25 protein-coding genes are annotated in these 18079 nt (G+C 54.4%); 11 read left to right on the top strand and 14 right to left on the bottom strand.

Annotated elements, in window-relative coordinates:
• Nucleotides 1-83 precede the first annotated feature (83 nt).
• From B2U47_RS02380 to B2U47_RS02390, 3 genes are read right to left on the bottom strand one after another with little or no spacing between them, the layout of a single operon-like run.
• Nucleotides 84-392 (bottom strand): hypothetical protein, encoded by a 309-nt coding sequence (locus tag B2U47_RS02380; RefSeq protein WP_296676268.1) that lies wholly within the window; start codon nucleotides 390-392, stop codon nucleotides 84-86.
• Between the two features lie 13 nt (nucleotides 393-405).
• A complete protein-coding gene (locus B2U47_RS02385) occupies nucleotides 406-939 on the bottom strand; it encodes a recombinase family protein (RefSeq protein WP_296676271.1) in 534 nt (177 codons plus the stop codon).
• A complete protein-coding gene (locus B2U47_RS02390) occupies nucleotides 936-1145 on the bottom strand; it encodes a hypothetical protein (protein WP_296676274.1) in 210 nt (69 codons plus the stop codon). The genes B2U47_RS02385 and B2U47_RS02390 overlap by 4 nt, the downstream gene beginning before the upstream one ends.
• Before the next feature lie 340 nt (nucleotides 1146-1485).
• On the opposite strand from B2U47_RS02390, the gene B2U47_RS02395 reads away from it, so the two are divergent.
• Together B2U47_RS02395 and B2U47_RS02400 are read left to right on the top strand one after the other, a co-directional pair.
• Entirely contained in the window at nucleotides 1486-2031 is a 546-nt protein-coding gene (locus tag B2U47_RS02395; RefSeq protein WP_296676523.1) for a recombinase family protein, read from the top strand.
• A 21-nt stretch (nucleotides 2032-2052) separates the two neighbouring features.
• Complete coding sequence (locus tag B2U47_RS02400; RefSeq protein ID WP_296676276.1) at nucleotides 2053-2328, top strand: hypothetical protein; 276 nt, start codon at nucleotides 2053-2055, stop codon at nucleotides 2326-2328.
• 113 nt (nucleotides 2329-2441) lie between these two features.
• Here the strand turns inward: B2U47_RS02400 and B2U47_RS02405 are convergent, their stop codons facing one another.
• Nucleotides 2442-2648 carry a hypothetical protein gene (locus B2U47_RS02405; protein WP_296676279.1) on the bottom strand — a complete coding sequence of 69 codons (207 nt, stop codon included), beginning with the start codon at nucleotides 2646-2648 and terminating at the stop codon, nucleotides 2442-2444.
• A 358-nt stretch (nucleotides 2649-3006) separates the two neighbouring features.
• Between B2U47_RS02405 and B2U47_RS02410 the strand changes: the two genes are divergently transcribed.
• On the top strand, nucleotides 3007-3483 hold the full coding sequence (locus B2U47_RS02410) for a LysM peptidoglycan-binding domain-containing protein (RefSeq protein ID WP_296676283.1): 477 nt from the start codon (nucleotides 3007-3009) through the stop codon (nucleotides 3481-3483).
• Here B2U47_RS02410 and B2U47_RS02415 read toward each other — a convergent pair.
• The 5 genes from B2U47_RS02415 to B2U47_RS02435 all read right to left on the bottom strand — a co-directional run bounded on the left by B2U47_RS02415 (nucleotide 3478) and on the right by B2U47_RS02435 (nucleotide 5557).
• A complete protein-coding gene (locus B2U47_RS02415) occupies nucleotides 3478-3729 on the bottom strand; it encodes a hypothetical protein (protein WP_296676286.1) in 252 nt (83 codons plus the stop codon). The genes B2U47_RS02410 and B2U47_RS02415 overlap by 6 nt on opposite strands.
• Nucleotides 3726-4226, bottom strand: coding sequence for a thermonuclease family protein (locus B2U47_RS02420; protein ID WP_296676288.1), 501 nt, complete (start codon nucleotides 4224-4226; stop codon nucleotides 3726-3728). The genes B2U47_RS02415 and B2U47_RS02420 overlap by 4 nt, the downstream gene beginning before the upstream one ends.
• A complete protein-coding gene (locus B2U47_RS02425) occupies nucleotides 4216-4590 on the bottom strand; it encodes a hypothetical protein (protein ID WP_296676290.1) in 375 nt (124 codons plus the stop codon). Before B2U47_RS02425 ends, B2U47_RS02420 begins: the two co-directional genes overlap by 11 nt.
• Before the next feature lie 88 nt (nucleotides 4591-4678).
• The gene (locus tag B2U47_RS02430; protein ID WP_296676292.1) at nucleotides 4679-5281 is read right to left on the bottom strand and encodes a lytic transglycosylase domain-containing protein; all 603 of its coding nucleotides are present in this window, start codon (nucleotides 5279-5281) and stop codon (nucleotides 4679-4681) included.
• A gap of 39 nt (nucleotides 5282-5320) precedes the next feature.
• Entirely contained in the window at nucleotides 5321-5557 is a 237-nt protein-coding gene (locus B2U47_RS02435; protein ID WP_296676294.1) for a WGR domain-containing protein, read from the bottom strand.
• A 135-nt stretch (nucleotides 5558-5692) separates the two neighbouring features.
• On the opposite strand from B2U47_RS02435, the gene B2U47_RS02440 reads away from it, so the two are divergent.
• The 8 genes from B2U47_RS02440 to B2U47_RS02475 all read left to right on the top strand — a co-directional run bounded on the left by B2U47_RS02440 (nucleotide 5693) and on the right by B2U47_RS02475 (nucleotide 13667).
• Nucleotides 5693-5959 carry a helix-turn-helix domain-containing protein gene (locus tag B2U47_RS02440; RefSeq protein WP_296676295.1) on the top strand — a complete coding sequence of 89 codons (267 nt, stop codon included), beginning with the start codon at nucleotides 5693-5695 and terminating at the stop codon, nucleotides 5957-5959.
• A 23-nt stretch (nucleotides 5960-5982) separates the two neighbouring features.
• Complete coding sequence (locus B2U47_RS02445) at nucleotides 5983-6399, top strand: hypothetical protein (RefSeq protein WP_296676297.1); 417 nt, start codon at nucleotides 5983-5985, stop codon at nucleotides 6397-6399.
• Nucleotides 6399-8279 carry a MobH family relaxase gene (gene mobH, locus B2U47_RS02450; protein ID WP_296676300.1) on the top strand — a complete coding sequence of 627 codons (1881 nt, stop codon included), beginning with the start codon at nucleotides 6399-6401 and terminating at the stop codon, nucleotides 8277-8279. Before B2U47_RS02445 ends, mobH begins: the two co-directional genes overlap by 1 nt.
• A 77-nt stretch (nucleotides 8280-8356) precedes the next feature.
• Nucleotides 8357-8815 (top strand): hypothetical protein, encoded by a 459-nt coding sequence (locus tag B2U47_RS02455; RefSeq protein ID WP_296676303.1) that lies wholly within the window; start codon nucleotides 8357-8359, stop codon nucleotides 8813-8815.
• 40 nt (nucleotides 8816-8855) lie between these two features.
• Nucleotides 8856-9587 carry a hypothetical protein gene (locus tag B2U47_RS02460; RefSeq protein WP_296676307.1) on the top strand — a complete coding sequence of 244 codons (732 nt, stop codon included), beginning with the start codon at nucleotides 8856-8858 and terminating at the stop codon, nucleotides 9585-9587.
• A complete protein-coding gene (traD, locus tag B2U47_RS02465) occupies nucleotides 9584-11620 on the top strand; it encodes a type IV conjugative transfer system coupling protein TraD (protein ID WP_296676310.1) in 2037 nt (678 codons plus the stop codon). Before B2U47_RS02460 ends, traD begins: the two co-directional genes overlap by 4 nt.
• A complete protein-coding gene (locus tag B2U47_RS02470; protein ID WP_296676313.1) occupies nucleotides 11620-12285 on the top strand; it encodes a DUF4400 domain-containing protein in 666 nt (221 codons plus the stop codon). The genes traD and B2U47_RS02470 overlap by 1 nt, the downstream gene beginning before the upstream one ends.
• The gene (locus B2U47_RS02475; RefSeq protein ID WP_296676315.1) at nucleotides 12282-13667 is read left to right on the top strand and encodes an ATP-binding protein; all 1386 of its coding nucleotides are present in this window, start codon (nucleotides 12282-12284) and stop codon (nucleotides 13665-13667) included. The genes B2U47_RS02470 and B2U47_RS02475 overlap by 4 nt, the downstream gene beginning before the upstream one ends.
• Before the next feature lie 442 nt (nucleotides 13668-14109).
• Here B2U47_RS02475 and B2U47_RS02480 read toward each other — a convergent pair whose 3' ends face one another.
• From B2U47_RS02480 to B2U47_RS02500, 5 genes are all read right to left on the bottom strand, one after another.
• Nucleotides 14110-14499 (bottom strand): hypothetical protein, encoded by a 390-nt coding sequence (locus B2U47_RS02480; protein ID WP_296676317.1) that lies wholly within the window; start codon nucleotides 14497-14499, stop codon nucleotides 14110-14112.
• Between the two features lie 107 nt (nucleotides 14500-14606).
• Nucleotides 14607-14765, bottom strand: a complete 159-nt coding sequence (locus tag B2U47_RS02485) for a hypothetical protein (RefSeq protein WP_296676320.1) — start codon at nucleotides 14763-14765, stop codon at nucleotides 14607-14609.
• Between the two features lie 409 nt (nucleotides 14766-15174).
• A complete protein-coding gene (locus B2U47_RS02490; RefSeq protein WP_296676322.1) occupies nucleotides 15175-15924 on the bottom strand; it encodes a phage Gp37/Gp68 family protein in 750 nt (249 codons plus the stop codon).
• A 2-nt stretch (nucleotides 15925-15926) separates the two neighbouring features.
• Entirely contained in the window at nucleotides 15927-16103 is a 177-nt protein-coding gene (locus B2U47_RS02495) for a hypothetical protein (RefSeq protein WP_296676325.1), read from the bottom strand.
• 123 nt (nucleotides 16104-16226) lie between these two features.
• Complete coding sequence (locus B2U47_RS02500) at nucleotides 16227-18071, bottom strand: FtsK/SpoIIIE domain-containing protein (protein ID WP_296676329.1); 1845 nt, start codon at nucleotides 18069-18071, stop codon at nucleotides 16227-16229.
• Between the last annotated feature and the right edge of the window lie 8 nt (nucleotides 18072-18079).

Raw genomic sequence — 18079 nt, forward strand, 5'->3', positions numbered from 1 at the left:
TCCAGCAACAAACTGGGGAACTGTACTTGTTGTTCGTTAGGCGTTTCCCCATCAAATACATGAAGCGTCCCTTCAAGAGTCACTTAAAGGTTGCTGCTGGAGCCATACATATTCCCTCCAATATCTACCCTGCCACCCATCATTACATACCCAGTAGCAGGATTGATGCCTCGTTCAATGTTATTAGGGAAAATTGAGTTGTTTGCAAATAAAGCAATATCATCTTCCATTAACGCTGGTCTACTTGGACATTTTTTATAAGAATTCTGCTTGGGTCGATAGCTATAATGTGCTTTGACCTTTTCATTCAGCCATGAAAAGAACAGGGCAAGCACCACAAGCCAGAAGACTATCGCCATTACCATTGCAATGGTCTGTATGGGTATATCCATCCTGAGTTCTCCTCTATTGTTTGTTTCCCTGCATCAGCCGATACAAGCTCGACCGGTGCAACCCGAACTTGTGGGCCAGTTCCACTTTGTTCACCCCAGGGATGTTGAACTCCTGCCGCAGCGCTTCAAGTTCTGCCGCAGTCAGTTTTTTCTTGGGGCCTGGCTCAATCCCTCGGGCTTTGGCTTTGGCTAGCCCGATGGTGATCCGTTCATTGGTCAGGCTCCGGTCAAAAGCTACCACCTCTGCCATGACATCATACAGTACATCACCTGACACCGTGGTATCCAGATTCTGTTCCAGCACGATCAGCCCGAGTTGCCTGTGCCGCAGTAACCTGATGGCTGTACCAAGGCTGCGCATGGAATCTGCCAACCGATCCAGCCGCGTGACCACCACAACATCACCAGGGCGGGAATAACCCATTATCCAGGGCAGGTTATCCTGGATTACTTCACAGCCCTGCTGCCGCAGCTTTTCGGTCTGCTCTTCCAAGCTCTGTCCGGCATGGCTTTCCCGCACATACCCGATTCTCCGCCCTGTGTTCATGACACCATCTCCAGCATCCTGCCCAGCACACGTTGGGCAAATTCTGGTGCAGCCTGTTTCGCCGCCGCCATCGTCATGAAGCCGGTAGCTTTGAAACCAAGATACCGCAACCCGAACCGGTCAGTTTCATCGGCTTCTTTAATGGCAATCAGTTCCTGACCGGCAAACAAAGCCCGTTGCATGACATCATCCCCAACGTTTTCCAAGTCGGAACCTTTCCATGCCTGTTGGGGGCGCTTCCAGCGTCCATTTGCCTGCCGCAGTTGCCTGTATCTTCATGGCCCCGTCCATCGTGAATAAAAAAGGCATACAACCTTGCGGAGAAACACCCGGCTGCCCCGTGAGGAGGTCTTACGCACCAAGAGTTAAAGTTGTTGCCAGTAGTGCAGTACAAGTCCGCACTTATCATGTTGTGTCTCTACTGTCCCATTTTCATTAAGAAAAAGCAAGACGTTCCCGATAAGCTATAAAACAAGTTGCAAAAACGAACGTTTATGCAATGGTTCTGCACAACACGCCAGAACAAGGCTTTGCATGTAAGCCCAGATCAGTGCCCTCCACTCGGCGGGATGTGAGCGGATTTTTCAGGAGAAGGCTTCCGGGGGCCGGTGGGACAGGCCGGAGCTGCACCGGCTGCTGGGTCAGTTACGCCAGGGGGATACCGTCGTGGTCTGGAAACTGGATCGGCTGTCCCGATCCCTGAAGGACTTGCTGCTGACCCTGGAAAAAATTGATGGGGCAGGGGCAGCGTTCCAAAGCCTGACAGAAGCCATCGACACGGGTACACCTGCTGGACGCATGATGATGCAGATTGTTGGCTCGTTTGCGGAATTTGAACGTGCCATGTTGCGCGAACGCACAAAGCATGGGTTGGACGCTGCCAGGCGGGAAGGCCGGGTAGGTGGTCGCCGACCTAAGCTGACCGACCCGCAACAGAAGGAAATTGTGAGATTGGTATCAGCAGGTGAGAAGACTGGTGCAGATGCTGCCCGGCTGTTCCGTGTCCACCCGTCAACGGTGGCACGGTTGCTGGCAAAGCACCAACAGGCTGCAACCGCAGCTACCAACAAAACCGAAAACGAAAACACATAAACCAAACATGGGGTAACAACAATGCAGCCGGACATGATCAACGGCCTGTTTGAACTGGTGGGAGCATATTTTGCCTGGATGAATGCTTACACACTTTGGAAAGAGCGCGAAGTAAAGGGCGTTTACTGGCCTACCACCGCGTTTTTCGCAGCTTGGGGCATTTGGAACTTGTATTACTATCCGGCGTTGGGGCAGATGTGGAGCTTTTATGCTGGTGTCTTGCTGGTCAGTGGCAATGCTGCCTGGGTTGTGCTGGCCCTCAGGTTTCGTGCGTGCAAACAGCTATCCCCAGTTTGAAGCAACCAAAGGGCAAAGGCGTAAAGGGCAGGTAAGGGGAATGGGAAACATAAGGGAACAGACTTACCCGCAAAGGGCTGTCAAATGGCAAAAAGGCTTTGCAGCGTTCCTGCCTAAAACCAGTCATCATACGATGGGTGTTTGGCATCATGGGTAATCCAGGCCAGGATGGCAGCGACAATGAAAGCGGCCAGTAACCAAACGCTGCGCCAGCTTATGGATGCAAGGCAAAGGGCAGCCAGTACCATGATCCAGAACGTTGGCAGGTGTGCGGCTCCTTGTAATTTCCGAATGAAGAACCTGCGCAGTTGTTGACCCATGCCTTCCCCGTTATTGTTGTTATTGGTTGGCGCAGATCATAACCCTCCCTGCCGCAGTAAGCCTGTCAATTCCGATGAATGCCGCAAATAAAACAGCCAACAGGGAGGGTTGGAACCTGTTGGCTGCTGGGCTTGCCATGACCGGAGGAAGCGTCGAGAAAGCAAGCTGCAACACAGTTTAGTATATTATTTGCCCAGGTGGGCGAATATCTCTATCGGCTGTTTGCGCATCCACCAAGGTGTAAGCCCCGCCTTGGTGGATTGTTTCCCTGCCTGCCTTGCAGCCTCCTGCGTTGTTACGTATAGTCCGCGCTTGTTACCTGAAGCATAAAATACAGACAATAATGAAGGTTTACCCATGTTTAGCCCGTCATGTTTCCGCACCTGCTTTATCACTGTATGGTTTGTAGCAGCCGTCCCAGCCATTGCTGACCAGACTGATGCAGGTACTTTCCCTGCAACCACCCAGCCTGTTAGCACCGCCGCCACAACCACCTATCAGGTCAGGCAAGGTGAAACGCTGTTTACCGTGGTGAGGAACACGGGTGTCCCGATTACCCACCTGATCCGCCTGAACCGGTTGGCAGCCCCCTACCATCTGTATGCAGGGCAAGTCCTCCAGCTTGCGGGTGGTTTGCCATCACCTGACCCAGAGCCAGCCGATGGGGATTATGGTTACATCTACAGGGTAAATGTCGGGGATACGTTGTATGGGATCATGCGCAAAACAGGTGTACCAGTCGCCCGGCTTATTGACCTGAACCAGTTGTCCACCCCGTATGCCATCCAAGCGGGGCAGGCATTGAAGCTGCGTGATGACGGCATCAGGTTATAGTGGATTGTTTCCCACTTGTTCCCATCCCAGCCGCAGGAGTCTGTCTGCTGTTACCTTCAGTTGCAGCAGTTCCACCAACAGGATTGCATCAGCCAACGCAGTTTCAGGTTCCTGTTCCCATAAATCCTGAGCTGCTGTTCGTAGCCAGTAGCTGGATTTTGGGTTTTCCATCATTGCCTGGAGTTTTGTAGATAGTTCAGCCCATACTTGTTGTAAATCAGGTGTATGACGGCTATCTTCGCTCATTCCTGTTTCTCTTGCCGCAATGTTTTCTGCTGTTTACGCCATTCCCATGGGGCAACAGCATCTTCTTGCTGCCACAGGCCAATCCCATTTTTTCGGGCTATGGCCTCGGCTTCTTGATAAGTCGGGTCAGTCATGTATTTGAGGTAGACCCATGCCATGCCTTGCTTGATCTGTTCAAGGTTTACATCCAGCCCATCTACCCATATTTGCCCCACAGTGCGACCGTAGCGGTCGGTATCCACGACATCAACAGTGACGTTTTTCCGGTAAACCAGATCAGAGAGTGATTGCTTGGAGCGTTGCCCGAAGTCTTGCTTCTTTTCCGGTGCGTCTATCTGCGCCAGCCGGATTTTGACTTGAGCTTTGTCAGTAGTCAGCAACGTGGCAGTATCCCCGTCAGTAACACCAACAATCTCACCTTGTAGTTGATCAGCCACTCCTGAGTCAGTAAATAGGGTAAGGCATAGGAAGGTGATCCAGACGAGTTTAGTCAGCATACTGCCGTGCCCTTTTATTTTTACCCATCAACCAAACCACCAAAAAGATGACCAAGGCTGCTACTTGGATCAATAACAGAGTACCGAAAATGGTTTGTACCTCGTTGGCACGATCCAACATTGCCTGATTCTTATAAGCAGTGCCAGTAAGAGGGTTTTTGTCACTACCTGCCAGTATTAGGGATGGAGACAAAAACAAGATGTTAATGATATTTATAATAATTGCGGATATTCCCAATGTAGTCCCTTTGCCTGCTGAAAGCCAAGCTAGAAAGCCAGAAAGTCCAGAAATAAATGGGCCGACGACAGGAATGAAAATACCTGTGATTGCAAATACCAGTGCAGTAATACCAAATGGTTTCATGTGGGTGTTCCTTGTTGTTGTAAGGGGTTAGTCAATTTTAGCAATCAATTTGATGGTGTGTTTTGATAACCCGACAAACGAACAAACCCTACCCCCCCAAATCCACCACCAATATCCCCCGTTTTCCTTCTGCCGCAGTTTCCGGTGATGCTGGAGTTCCAGCAGGTGCTGCCCCGTTGGATATACTGTCTGAGGCAACCGCAGGCACTGCCACAGGCTGGGCCAGCTTCATGCCATCTTTCCCGCCTGCCTTCCTTTCCACCTGTCCCAGTGCTTTCCACACCTTCCCGGCATACTTGCGCCGGGCTTCTGCCTTTTTGGGGCTAGTCCCAGCCCCGTAAGCACCGATGGCTTCCCAGCCATAGCCCATCTGACGGATGTTCTGCGCCAGTATCCATGCCCCCACATGCAGGCTGGTACAAGGGTTCAGCAGTTCTTCCACCCCGATCCGGTAAGCCTTCAGTTTGGGCAGCCACCAGTCATTGATCTGCATGAAACCGTAGTCGAGGCTGCCATTGGTATTACGGGCGATGACCCGTGCGCGGTTGCTGCTTTCCACTTGGGCCACGGCCTTGAGCAGCGGGATGGGCACACCGTAACGTGCCGAGGCATCCCCCCAACACTCTGCCCAACTGCGGGCAGGGAGCAAGGCGATGAATAGGCCGCATAGGATCAGGTAAATGCAGGGCATAATTTTTGTTCTTGTTTTCATAGGTATTTTACAGAATCGTTATAAATAGATCGGACGATAACCGTTACGCAACCGTTCCTGGCTGATCCGTTTGAACCGGCGCTGGGCTTCCTGCCAATCGGTGATGGGTTCCGTTTTACAGTTGCCCCGTGCATTATCCAGACTCCCCCAGGAACGTACCAGGCACAAGCTCCCAAACAGGTCAGGGAATACCTGTACCCGATAGTAGCGGCGTTTGCCAGGATGCCGCCAGCATTGGCTGATACCTGTTGTCATGCGGCTAGTATGCACAAACGACTTTTTAGGGCAAGTTTTTACCGGAGTACTTGTCCGCTCGCTCCGGCAAAAATTACCTTGCCAATAACCCGCCCGTTATCATGGGGACAATGATAAACCAATGGGCAAACTGTTATGAAACACGCCACTGCACGTCCCCGTACAACCGGCCTGGATGCCTCCCTGGCAGAAACCACGCAAAGGGCGCTACAAGATTACTTGGATACCCTGGGCGACCATGAGGCGAGCAATATTTATCGCTTGGTACTGGATGAAGTTGAACGCCCCATGCTGGAAATCATGATGCGCTACACACATGGCAATCAATCACGTGCAGCACAGTGCCTGGGCATTAACCGGGCAACCCTGCGCACCAAACTGAAGCGCCATCACCTGCTCTAATCCTGTTGTGACGTTGAGGTGTTATGGACAACAAACTCGACTTTCCTGCTGATACCCAACCCGCCTGGGCTGGTTGGTTGCTAGCACGTTTTGCCGGTACGGAAGCGTGGCTGGACGAAGATGCCCGTCTGCCCCTGTTGTTGTCAGGCTGGCTGGCACAGGTTGCCCGTAACCCGGACAAACGTCCCCTCCTGCGTGACTGGCTGGCCTTGCGGCACTGGCCGCTGCTGCGCTGCCACATTCGGGCAGGGGAGGATGAATGGGATTTCCGGGTATGCAGTTTTCAGGCATTCCTGGTGGGGTGTGAAACTGCCGGGGTGTGGCCTGCGTCATGGTCAGACCCGGCACACCAGCCACCGGGCATTTCACTGACAGCTTGCGTCCTGTTCCTGGTCGGACTCGCCCGCCAACTGGATAGCCAAGAGTGCGGGGCAGGGTGATGCTGCGCCGCCTGTTGTCTTCGCTTGTGCCTAGTAAAGTGGCAGCCAAGCCCGCCTTGACTGCCATTGGTATCCCTGCCATCCCGCAACTGCCCCCCGGTGTGTGGCCGGTCTTGCCTGCGCCCACCCTGTTGCAGCCGCACCAGCGCCTACTGGTGCGTATCCGTGGCCTCAGCGGGGTGTCCGCCGATTACTGGGACTCGCTCTACCAGCCATTGCTGGACAATTTCGCCGCCTTCGTGCAACAAACCCCAGCGTCAGAAGCCCATCACCACTGCGGGCAGGGCGGTATGCTTGCCCATAGTCTGCATGTGATGCAACTGGCGCTGGATGCCCGCAAGGGCAACCTGCTCCCACCCGGTGCGGCAGCAGAAGAGGTCAACCGCCAGCAGCACGCCTGGACGTATGCCATCGCCAGTGCCGCACTTTTACACGATGTTGGCAAGCCATGCAGCGACCAGAAATTGCGCCTGTTTGATACATACGGACAAGATACCTACTGTTACTGGGAGCCGCTGCACGGCTCTTTGCAGGCTGGGTGCTACCGGGTGGACTTTGTGCGTAACCGAGCCTACCGTACCCATGAGTTGCTCCCCCCCTTGCTGGCACGGCAACTTACCCCGGAGAAGGCACTATCCTGGTTGCAACAGGATTTCCCCAACGTGTTCCAGGCATGGCTGGGCTACCTGTCCGGGCAGGATGAGGTAGCTGGTGTGCTGGGGCAGATCGTCACCCAGGCTGACATGCAGTCAGTGGCAGATGACCTGTCCGGGAGCCAGCCGACCCATACCCGCCAGATCCCGACTGCCAAGGCCAAGCCCCTTTCACAGCGCCTGCTGACTGGTTTGCGCCACTTGCTGGATGAACAGCAACTGACCCTTAACCGCCCTGGTGCTGCCGGGTTCTTTGACGGTGATAGCTTGTGGCTTGTCAGCAAACGGGTGCTGGATGAACTGCGTACCCATCTGGAGAAGGGAGGGCAAACCGGCATCCCCAGCCGCAACGACCGGCTGATGGACGAGTTGCAACAGCACGCGATCCTCACCCCCACGTTGGCAGGGCAAGCCATCTGGAATGCCACCATCAAGACCGGGAGCATGGAGCAGGCATTTACCCTGCTACGCATTCCTGCCAGCCGCTTGTGGGCTGACCCAGGCCAATACCCCAGCCCGCTGGATGGCAGTATCACGCCCAATGCCAAAGACGGGGATGCTGCCACAGCCTCCCAATCCTTACCCGCAGCAGACAAACTGGCTGCCACAGTTGCCCAGGCATCTGCCACAACACCCAGCGTACCCGCAGCACAGGTAGTGGTTGATACGGATGATGACTGGTTGTTGCCAACCACGGCGGGGCAGGCCAGCACTGTGCCGGATGCCACTGGGGGAGGGGATAGTGGTTCGCCGTGGGGGGATGATGAGCTGCCCAAAGGAGCCTTGAGTTTCAAGGCTCCTTTGGGCATGGAACCGCAGCTTGCCCACACAATGGTGGGTGATCCACCTGTAACAATCACACCAGCGGCTGATGCCGATGATCCCGGCAGGCAGTTTCTGGCCTGGCTGGCGGATGGCTTGCTCACCGGCAAGCATCCGCTCAACACGCCGGAGGCATTTGTGCATGTGGTTAGGGAAGGGGTGTTACTGGTCAGCCCCCGTGCCTTCAAGGAGTATTCCCCGGATAACTGGGAATACGTGCAAAAGCGTTTCACCAAGCTGAAGCTCCACCAGCCTGCGCCGAATGACAGTAACATCTGGCAGTACAACGTGCGCGGGCAACGCAGGACAGGGGTAGTGCGGGGCATCCTGCTGGCAGACCCGTTGGCAACCCTGGGGCTGAACTACCTGCCAGCCCCCAACAAGTCATTAGCCTTGCCGGGGTAGGATCACCACGCCATCCATCACAAAACAAACACAAAAAACATCAACTGACACAACAACAATAAGGAAGGGCTAACCCTATGAACAAGGCATACCATTTACCCAACACTACCCAGGAAGCAGCCGCCATCGGCATTGTACAGTCATGTCGGCTGGTCATCGGTGAGTTGCACAAGGGGATGCTGAACCACAGCATCGAAATCAACCAGCCAACCGCATCCTGCCTGGTGATGCCGGATGGCATCTGGGTAACACCCCCCTTGTTACGCACGCTGTTTGCACAAACTCATGATGCTGACAGCTTGCCACCGGGAGCCTGGCGGCAAGTACCCAACCTGCTAACCACGCTGGCTTCAGTCGATGACCGGTTTCAGGCTACCCAGCACAATACCGAACAGCGGATTGCCATCCGCAAACCGGGTCAGTTGCGCTGGCAGTACATCACCCTCCTGCGCAGTTTTTTCTTCAACCAGGCTTTGCTGCTGGAGTTCGGGTTCCAGCCGGGGACGCTGGCGGCGTTGTTGAGGGAGCCGCAGTGAACATCTAAAACAACTTCAATGCAATGACAGGGTAAACACGATGGAAAAAATTGACGAAGCAATACAAAACGCCACCCTTTACCAAAAGGTGATGGCGCAGCCACCCCATTGGGGACATGAGAAAATCCTTGCGTGGGATGATAAGTTATTCAAGCAACTTGATGCCTTTATTACCCATCATTACTGGATAGATAGCGGATCACTGAACGTATTTAAGGTTGTTGGGACTAAGCACGTTGATTACCAAGGATTGTCTTGGATTGAGTTCCTGCAACGTGGAAAGCGGATGGCAAATAATCTCCCCAAGTATGACGAAAACCCATCCTATTACGACGCAATCGTAAAGAAAGTCCCTGAAATGTCCCTTACCAGCGTCGATGGGCTAAATTGGTATGTGGATGGAGACGGCAACCATCGCACTGCTATTGCCAAATTCTCGTTCCATTATCAAGACCGGACAGAATTATACGGTTTGGAAATGAGTGATTACCGTTTTGACCGGGAAATGCACAGCATTTACCTTAATCTGTTAGAAACCATGAGGGAACGCCGTTTACTGGGAAACATCTGTGTGACAGCCCAAAGTGTACGAACTGGGCGGCGTGATACTGGGGGATGGCGGCTGGATTTATACCAACCCACGGTAACGGTGGAACGGCATGGTAAAAATACCCAAACGGCAACAACCCCTAAAGAACTTAACCAAGTATTAAATGAGCTGACAACCCCTGCTTACCGCCGTTGGTTCAATGCTTGGTGGGGGAAGCCATGAGCCAACCTGTCTTTGACAACCGCCTGCGCCCGGCAGTGGAACTGTGGGTGGCTGGCCTGCTGCTGGGACTGGCTGCATTCCTGTTACACCAGCCCGTCTGGCTGTCCCCGCTGATGCCGGGACTGGCACAATGGGCTGCCATGGCTATCCTCCTGTTGGCGCTGTGGCGTGGCTGGCAGGGTGCGGGGATACTGCGTTACCGCGCCAACCTCAAGCGTCTGCCGACCTATGTCCTGGATGCGGATGATATTCCGCTGTCACGCCACAAACTGTTCCTTGGCAAGGGGTTCCAGTGGACACAAGTGCATAGCCAGCGGCTGGTGGAAGCCCGCTCACCGGGTGGGCGGCGCTGGATACAACCCGGTCGGCTGTACCTGTGGGCAAGGACGCTGGAGCTACGCCATGAACACCAGCCCCGGATGCAGTGGCTACTGTCCCGCACCCGTGCCAATGCCTGGTGGAACCCGTTAAAGCCCCTGCCACCCGTGGGGGGTGATCCTGCCCTGCATGGGGTTGGGGTTGAGGATGAGCGCGATACCTGGATTGACCTGTTTGACCGGGTAGCGCACACCCTGGTGCTGGGCACAACCCGCGTTGGCAAGACCCGCCTGGCCGAACTGCTCGTGACACAGGACATCCGCCGGGGGGAAATTGTGGTGGTGTTCGACCCCAAGGGTGACACTGAACTGCTGGCACGGATGTGGGCAGAATGCCTGCGGGCAGGGCGGCTCGACCAGTTCCACATCTTCCATCTGGGATTCCCGGAGATTTCCGAACGTTACAACCCGGTGGGCAGTTTCGGACGGGTCACGGAAGTGGCTTCGCGGATTGCCGGGCAGTTACCTGGCTCAGGCAACAGTGCCACCTTCAAGGAGTTTGCCTGGCGTTTCACCAATATCGTTGCTAACGCACTGGTGGCACTGGGACGGCGACCGGATTACACCGCGATTGCGCGTTACGTCACCAACATTGAACCGCTGATGATGGAGTATTACGCCTTTTGGTTTGACCGCGAAGGCATTGAGAACTGGCGTGAACAGGTCAATACCATTGCGCAGAACATCGACCCCAAGTCACTGACAATGGCACTCAAAAGCCGTGACTTTAAAGCCATTGCCTACACCCAATTTGCCAAAGCGCGGGATTTGTACGACCCGGTAGCGGATGGCCTGCGTTCCGCGTTTGAATACGACAAAACTTATTTCGACAAACTCACTGCCTCGCTGTTGCCATTACTGGAAAAACTCACCACCGGCAAATCCGGGGAACTGCTGGCTCCCCACTACGGCGACCGTAACGACAAACGCCCGATCCTCGACTGGATGACGGTGATCCGCCAGCGGGATGTGGTGTACGTGGGGCTGGATGCACTGTCTGATGCAGAAGTGGCAGGTGCAGTGGGCAACTCCATGTTCGCTGACCTGACTTCCATCGCCGGACAGCTCTACAAGCACGGTGACAACCTCGGCTTGCCGGAACTGCCAGGACACCAGCGGGCGAAGATTGCCATCCATGCGGACGAGTTCAACGAACTGGTGGGTAACGAGTTTATCCCGCTGCTGAACAAGGCCGGTGGTTCAGGGGTGCAGGTCACAGCGTATACCCAAACGGCCTCTGACATTGAGGCCGGGATTGGCGAGAAACCCAAGGCGGGACAAATCCAGGGCAACCTCAACACCCTGATTATGTTGCGGGTCAAGAATGAGGAAACCGCTGCGGTACTGACTGACCAGTTGCCCAAGGTACGTATCTACACCAAAACCGCTCAATCCGCCGTGACTGACAACAACGACCCGGATTCATCGGTGGATTTTACCTCCAGTAACTCTGACCGCATCACTGAAGCGGAGGCGGACATCCTTACCCCTGCGGATCTGGTGTCCTTGCCCAAGGGGCAGGCATTTGCCCTGCTGGATGGAGGCAAGCTCTACAAGCTGCGCCTGCCGTTGGCAGGGGCTGACCCGCTGCTGCCCAAAGACATGCACACCATTATCCGCTGGGTGCGGGAAACCCGGTTGGGGGAGGGTGGCTGATGCTGGACAAGGTGACGGGCATCCTTTGGTATGTGAAGTGGTTTGCCATCGTGTGTACGCTGGCTTTGCTGGTGGACATCGTGTACGTGTTCTGGCCTTACCCGGCGATGCGCGGGGTAGCCGTATTCCAGCATAATCTGCAAGCGGAAAGCGGGCTGGTTGCCAGCCTGGCCGGTGCCGAGGCGGCGGCCTTCATCCGCAAGGTACAGGTATGGGCGTACCAGCCCACCTTTGCCTGGTCAGGGCTGCACGAGATGATGCGTGATGTTGGCAAGCCTGCTTCCTGGCAGGGTGCGAATGCCTACATGCACGCTTTTGTGGTGGGCAACTGGCCATTCCTGCAAACCGCCCACATCGGCATCCTGCTGTTTGCCCAGCGGCTGGCGGTGCTGTTGTTGTCAGCCCCTCTGTTCTTGGTAGTGGCACTGGCTGCCGGGCTGGATGGTTCCATTGCCTGGTACAAACGCCGCACCAGTGTCGGGCGGGAATCGGGCTTTATCTACCACCGCGCCAAACACGGTTTCCGCCATACGGTACTGGGCATCTGGGTCTTGTACCTGTTGCCGCCCGTGGTGGTTGATCCGCGCTGGATACTGCTGCCTTCCCTGCTGCTGGTGGCAATGGCTACCCGGCTGGCAGTGGGTTACTTCAAGAAATACCTGTGACGTGGCACCACAACCTTGTACCCAACATGATGAAACATTACCTTGGCCTTTCGGAATACCACCTGCGCCAAAAGCAACAGGAATACCCGGTCAACTATGAGCCGGAGAAGCTGATCAATGCCCATTTGCTGGTATGCGGCATGTCCGGCACTGGCAAGTCGTACCAGTCACGCCAGTTGCTTGGCAGTGCTGTTGGGGCCGGTATCGAGGTGGACGTGTTCGACGTGCATGACGAACTGGACGGGATTGCAGGGGCGAAAGCCTGCCGCTATTCGCAGGCGACCGGCTACGGCTATAACCCGTTGGCGTTGTCGCCTGACCCGCATACCGGTGGGCCAGCCCGTCAGGCAGAATACCTGCTGGGGCTGGTCAGGGAAAGCGCCCAACTGGGCATCCGGCAGGATATGGTGTTGCGCAACCTGATCCTGGACACTTACCAGCTAGCCGGTATCTACCCGGACAACCCGGCCACCTGGCAGCGGGACAACATCACTGAAGCAGGGCGCAGGCAACTGCGGGAAGCCCGCAACTGGGTTGCTCTGAAGCAGTATTACCCTACGCTGGATGATCTCAAGGACTATGGCAGGCGCAAGCTCATCGCGCTCACCCTCGGTGGTGACAATCCCTGCATCACTGCCTTGGAACAGCTTACCCGCCACTACAAGCGCCTCAGCAACCTGCAAGGCAAATATGCCAAAGCCAGTGGTGATGGTGATCTGGATAAGCTCGGCAAGCAGATTGCTACCAGCAAGGAACACTGCACCGGCAGCTACACCACCTTCATCGAAGCCATGCAGACCGGGCGGGAGCTGGATGACCTGCTCAAGTACGACTCGGCAGATACGCTTGCCAGTGTGCTGCAACGGCTGGAACTGCTCAATTCGGCAGGGATATTCCGTGCCAATCCGCCACCGTTTGGCAGCGCCCTGGCACGGGTACACCAGATCAAGTCACTGGCCAGTGAACAGCAAACCCTGTTCGTCAAGCTGCGCTTGCAGGCCATCTTTGAGCGCCACAAGCAGGCCGGGGCAACCCGCAGTGGCACCGAACTGCGCCATGTCATCTTTCTGGATGAAGCCCACAAGTTTTTCCGCAAGGACAATGACGACATTATCAATGTGGTTGCCCGCGAAGCCCGCAAGTTCGGGATCGGTTTGTGGTGTGCCAGCCAGAACCCGACCGACTTCCCGGACAGCTTCCTGACCAATGTGGGGGCTACCATCATCCTCGGCTTGCACGAAAGCCACCGGCAAATGGCCGCCAGCAAGCTGGGGATCAGCAGGGAAACACTGAAATACATCCGCCCCAAACAGGCCATGGCCGTGCAGTTGCGGCGTGACGGGCTGGCCAGCCCGCCGTTTGGGAATGTGGTGGTTGGGTAGCCCGCTGTTGAGTTATTCCTGAATGCATTGGGGTATTTGGATGAACAACAAGTCTCGTTCATTTTTCATTAAGCATTCATTCATTTTCAGTCGACATTGTGGCAGAATGCTGCTGTCTATCTGAAGACAGCTCTTTTGCAGACAAGGAACGTCTCTCCACGAAAAAGGGAAGTTTGGCGGCAATGGTTAGCCCTGACCTTGCCGCTTTTATTTTGTCGGTGGCTTGTGGTGTGTCTAAAAAATAGATGCTGAGGAGGGCTGTCCCCAGCATCCCAACAGGCTTCAGGAAAGTGGGTTAGGGTGAACAGTCCGTCGTTCAAATCCATTACACTCTTCTGCTTGGTCGCTGAGACTAGAACAGGCTTACGACGGGCTTTCAACTCATCAAGCAAAGCCAAATAAAATCAGTTTGTTACGTTTTTGTCGTGTACAGATGATCTGCCTACTTTCGCGAGCAAATAACTCTATCTATAATAAACACAGGTGTATTAATGAAAAGCATAGCTAATGGTCTCTCAGTAGGAACTAGGTCAAATTCTCTGTATTTATGTTTATATTCAGTTAGAAGGTCATCATAATCACTGTTATCTTCTAGTCGTTTTTGCTCCGCTTCTAACAATTCTAAAATATAACCTCTCTCATAACCAACCTCGTAACCTTTGACTCTAGCAAACTCCAGAACTGAGGATTCCTTTAACCGGTTAGTTTTAAAGTGCTGTATTAATTCTGCTTGCAAATTCGGCTGAGTCTGTACGTCTTTGACAAATTTATTTATGTTACCTGTTGTTTCCTTAGATTTATGTGAAGAATTTGAAGATTCATATAAAGACATAAATTTTACCCATTAATTAATAAAATGCAATAACTGAGTCCATGAAACTCAGTTGCCACTAGTCGCCATAAAGTCATGATTTAAATATAAATTTCGTGTACATAGATTTAGCGAGAAAAGTCCTTATAGAACTTGCCTGTTTTGATAATGCCCAACTGCTTCAGCGCATCATTAAAGCGGTCAAACAGCATCAACACCAACTCCACCAATTCGGAGTGGCTTAACTGCTGGAGACTTTCTCGTGTTGGGCGGGGTAGCTGGTTCATAAGGATAGCATAGCTGATTTTTTAGGAGACCGAGTAGTCACACTTTTTCTTCAACAAACTGAAACAACTCTTCTTTCTTCATAGATTACCTTCCTGAGACTAAATTTTACCCACACTTCGCCGAGTATACAGCACTGTTTTGTTTTTAAGCAATCTTTTTAACAGGGAGGGGTGTGATTAGAAGTGATGCATGGGACATGACAGTTGAAGCCCCCCGAAATCAGATACCGAAATCAGATACCGAAAACAGAACCAATTTCGGGAGATGCCAAACTGCCATCCCAACGCTGGCAAAGATCCAATCCCCAATACAGCGGGGTCATTGCCATGACTGCACTGTTGGCTAAATGTGACTTCAACTTTTGCTAAAAAGTTGTATCTATGTCGTCTTTCCCCCAGTTTATTTTGATCACACAGGTATCCCCTTCCACTCCCTTCCCCTGTACAAACAGCCATTCGCGACCACACTGCGGCGCTGGCGGTCTTCCCCAAACGTGCCCCACTGCTTGAAGAAAAACGGCACGCTTTGTTCCTGGCACTGATGGAAAATATTATCCACCCATGCCGGTTCCATCTGACGGGCTTTCACTCCACTTTCTCCGCCTACGATCACCCAATGGATACCGGACAGGTCAAGGCTGCCTAGGTCTTCAAGCAACGGCTCAACCGACAGGAACCGTACTAGCGCGGGAACATCCCTGAGTATGGCCAACCGGCGCAGACCCTGGCGGCGGTTTTCAACGGTGACACCCAGCCACACGTTGGCATAGCCGCAGCCCCAGTCCGCAGGCAGGTACTTCCTGATATTGCTGGCACGTTTGGTCAGCAGTTGCCAATCCAGATGTGGGGTTGCCCTGACTAGGTTCCACAGGCGATCCCGTTGGTCGTCATACCCTTGCTTATCCGCCCAGTCACACATGCTGCCACAAAAAACCCTGTGACGTTTCCCCACTTGTTCTGCCTTGTGGTTCCATTTTGGCGGTTGTCGCCAGTAGTGGTCAGAGAGCCTTTTGTATGGTTCTGCATCAAAATGGTTGCCACCTGTGCGGCGATCCAAGGCGGCGGCATAGCAGTTGTCGCAGCCCTGCCCTACTTTTGTACAGCCCCACCAGAGGTTGTGGGTGCTGTCTGTCCAGGAAATGTTGGTTGTATCAGCCATTGTTAGGACTCCATGAGTGCTGCACGGTAGCCGTCCATGAACGGCCTTTGGGCGTAAGTATTCAAACCCCTGAGGTGACGGCGGAAGGGTTCACGCTTGAAGCCAGCATCCCGTCCCAGTTGCCAGGCCAGCCGTTGTAGTGGTTTTAAGCCATGAGGTGGCTGGATGAACTTATGCATCTGTAGATGTCCCCGGTGTGGATTTCGCTGGTTGGTTCAGGAGGGCTTTCAATTCTGACAACTTGCCCCGCTGTTCTGGTGTCATGCTAGCAATGAGTTTTTCCATCAGCATGTTTTGTCTCCTCATTTCCCATTCCGGCAATATTCGGGCCAGCGTTTACGCTGTCCTGCAACAGCCGCCTCAACCTCTCTTTCTGTCACCAATGCCCCATGGAAACGCTGCAATTCCGTACAGCCAGGGAACAATCCGTAGGCATCGCCCTTATCCAGCAGTTGTTCTGCCCCTTCCCGGTCAAGGATAATCTTGGAATCCCCCTTGCTCATGACGTGCAAGGCAATGCGGCTGGGGATGTTGGAGCGGATCAGGGGTGTGACCACATCTTTTTCAGGGCGCTGGGTGGTGGGCATCAGGTGGATACCTGCTGCCCGTGATTTTTGCGCCAGGCGAATAATCATGTCCTCCGCTTCGGTGGCTTCGACTTCACGTCCGTCTTCATCCATGACCTTGGTCATTTTGCCCATCATTCGGTCAAGCATGATGAAGTCGGCAAATTCCTCCCACAGGGCTACCGCATAAGGCAGGGGGGCATCCGCCCGCTTGGCATTGTACTGGGCAATATTCCGTACCCGTGCCGCCCTCATCAGTCCATAGCGGTGTTCCATTTCATCAATCAGTTCTTCCAGCATAGGGCGGACATTTTTCATGTCGGTAATGATGCTGCCTTCCACAAACGGGGAACCCTCATACAAGCCCAGTTCAAGCTGTTTGGGGTCAACCATGCGTATCCGCAGCATGTCCGGGGTACTTTTCGCCATCATGCTGACCAGGATGGTGTTCAGGAGGACGGATTTGCCCATGCCGGTCGTACCCGCAATCAGCAGGTGGATCAGGTCAGGCAGGGAAGCCATTTTAGGGTTGCCGACTGTATCCACCCCCAGCAGCAACGCCAGTGGTTCATTGAATGTCTGCCAGCTTGCTGTATCCATTAGATCAGCCAGCTTGACCACACCGCGTTCGGCATTGGGCACTTCAATCGCCCCGCAGTCTGTACCGCGCACATGCTCGGTAATCCCCACCGAACCACTGGAGCGGAAGACGGAGGCAATTTTTTGCGCCTCGCGGGTCAAGGTTTTCAGGTCTTTGTCCAGCGGCACTTTCACCATGAAGGTGGTCAGCACCGGCCCGACAGCAACCTGCTGTACGCTGATGTAATCCAGCTTGCGGGCATTCAGTACCGCCTGCATTTTGGCTTTCAGTGCAGCGTCAGGACTGCTGTCTTTGGTCACAGGTACTGGCAGCGCCTTTTCCTGCGGTGCTGCCTTGACACTGGGCAACAGTGCCGTAACACCAGCCCCGATCAGGTCAAACAAGCCAGCCAGCTTGCTCAGCGGATCACCCATGCGGATGGATGCCCCCAGGGCAATGGCAGTACCGGCTGCGGCAATCCAGGCGGGTTGCGCCCCGGAGGCCAGCAGCAAGTCAAGTGCATAGCGCCCCAGCTCCCCACCATCAAACCCACATACTTCCAGCACCGGCAGGCTGGCAACAGTAATGCCGATGGCATAGCCGATGGCAGCACTCAGGCGCTGGATATTGGTGCGTATCGCCCATTGCAGCCCATACAGACCAGCACCGATTCCAACGCCTGTGCCATCACCAGCCACCAACACCACTGGTTGCAGCCAGGTTGGCACAGGTAGCTTGACCGATGCCAGTACCGGGGCGGCTGCATCCCATGCTTCCAACACCCCCCAGGTGGCTGCTAGGCCGATACCCGTACCCAGCACCAGTTCAGGGCGGATGTGTGGCAGGCTCACATGCCTTACCCAAGCGAATTGCTGCGTCAGCCGTTGGGCTGCTGGCTTTACGGGTGCGCTGCTGGTATTGCCTGCGACAGCACGTTGTTTGCTGGCCCTGGCCTGACGGCGGCGGGCATTACTGAAAATGGGCAGGGTTAACGTAGCCATTGTTCCAG

It is taken from the genome of Thiothrix sp. UBA5583 (assembly GCA_002425225.1).
Taxonomy (GTDB): Bacteria; Pseudomonadota; Gammaproteobacteria; order Thiotrichales; family Thiotrichaceae; genus Thiothrix; species Thiothrix moscowensis.

Coding starts and splice junctions, on each gene's coding strand:
- B2U47_RS02480 (WP_296676317.1), bottom strand. CDS start 14,499: ATGTCTTTATATGAATCTTCAAATTCTTCACATAAATCTAAGGAAACA.
- traD (WP_296676310.1), top strand. CDS start 9,584: ATGAGCCAACCTGTCTTTGACAACCGCCTGCGCCCGGCAGTGGAACTG.
- B2U47_RS02425 (WP_296676290.1), bottom strand. CDS start 4,590: ATGAAACCATTTGGTATTACTGCACTGGTATTTGCAATCACAGGTATT.
- mobH (WP_296676300.1), top strand. CDS start 6,399: ATGCTGCGCCGCCTGTTGTCTTCGCTTGTGCCTAGTAAAGTGGCAGCC.
- B2U47_RS02490 (WP_296676322.1), bottom strand. CDS start 15,924: ATGGCTGATACAACCAACATTTCCTGGACAGACAGCACCCACAACCTC.
- B2U47_RS02435 (WP_296676294.1), bottom strand. CDS start 5,557: ATGACAACAGGTATCAGCCAATGCTGGCGGCATCCTGGCAAACGCCGC.
- B2U47_RS02400 (WP_296676276.1), top strand. CDS start 2,053: ATGCAGCCGGACATGATCAACGGCCTGTTTGAACTGGTGGGAGCATAT.
- B2U47_RS02420 (WP_296676288.1), bottom strand. CDS start 4,226: ATGCTGACTAAACTCGTCTGGATCACCTTCCTATGCCTTACCCTATTT.
- B2U47_RS02455 (WP_296676303.1), top strand. CDS start 8,357: ATGAACAAGGCATACCATTTACCCAACACTACCCAGGAAGCAGCCGCC.
- B2U47_RS02485 (WP_296676320.1), bottom strand. CDS start 14,765: ATGAACCAGCTACCCCGCCCAACACGAGAAAGTCTCCAGCAGTTAAGC.
- B2U47_RS02445 (WP_296676297.1), top strand. CDS start 5,983: ATGGACAACAAACTCGACTTTCCTGCTGATACCCAACCCGCCTGGGCT.
- B2U47_RS02410 (WP_296676283.1), top strand. CDS start 3,007: ATGTTTAGCCCGTCATGTTTCCGCACCTGCTTTATCACTGTATGGTTT.
- B2U47_RS02430 (WP_296676292.1), bottom strand. CDS start 5,281: ATGCCCTGCATTTACCTGATCCTATGCGGCCTATTCATCGCCTTGCTC.
- B2U47_RS02500 (WP_296676329.1), bottom strand. CDS start 18,071: ATGGCTACGTTAACCCTGCCCATTTTCAGTAATGCCCGCCGCCGTCAG.
- B2U47_RS02385 (WP_296676271.1), bottom strand. CDS start 939: ATGAACACAGGGCGGAGAATCGGGTATGTGCGGGAAAGCCATGCCGGA.
- B2U47_RS02460 (WP_296676307.1), top strand. CDS start 8,856: ATGGAAAAAATTGACGAAGCAATACAAAACGCCACCCTTTACCAAAAG.
- B2U47_RS02380 (WP_296676268.1), bottom strand. CDS start 392: ATGGATATACCCATACAGACCATTGCAATGGTAATGGCGATAGTCTTC.
- B2U47_RS02470 (WP_296676313.1), top strand. CDS start 11,620: ATGCTGGACAAGGTGACGGGCATCCTTTGGTATGTGAAGTGGTTTGCC.
- B2U47_RS02495 (WP_296676325.1), bottom strand. CDS start 16,103: ATGCATAAGTTCATCCAGCCACCTCATGGCTTAAAACCACTACAACGG.
- B2U47_RS02440 (WP_296676295.1), top strand. CDS start 5,693: ATGAAACACGCCACTGCACGTCCCCGTACAACCGGCCTGGATGCCTCC.
- B2U47_RS02415 (WP_296676286.1), bottom strand. CDS start 3,729: ATGAGCGAAGATAGCCGTCATACACCTGATTTACAACAAGTATGGGCT.
- B2U47_RS02405 (WP_296676279.1), bottom strand. CDS start 2,648: ATGGGTCAACAACTGCGCAGGTTCTTCATTCGGAAATTACAAGGAGCC.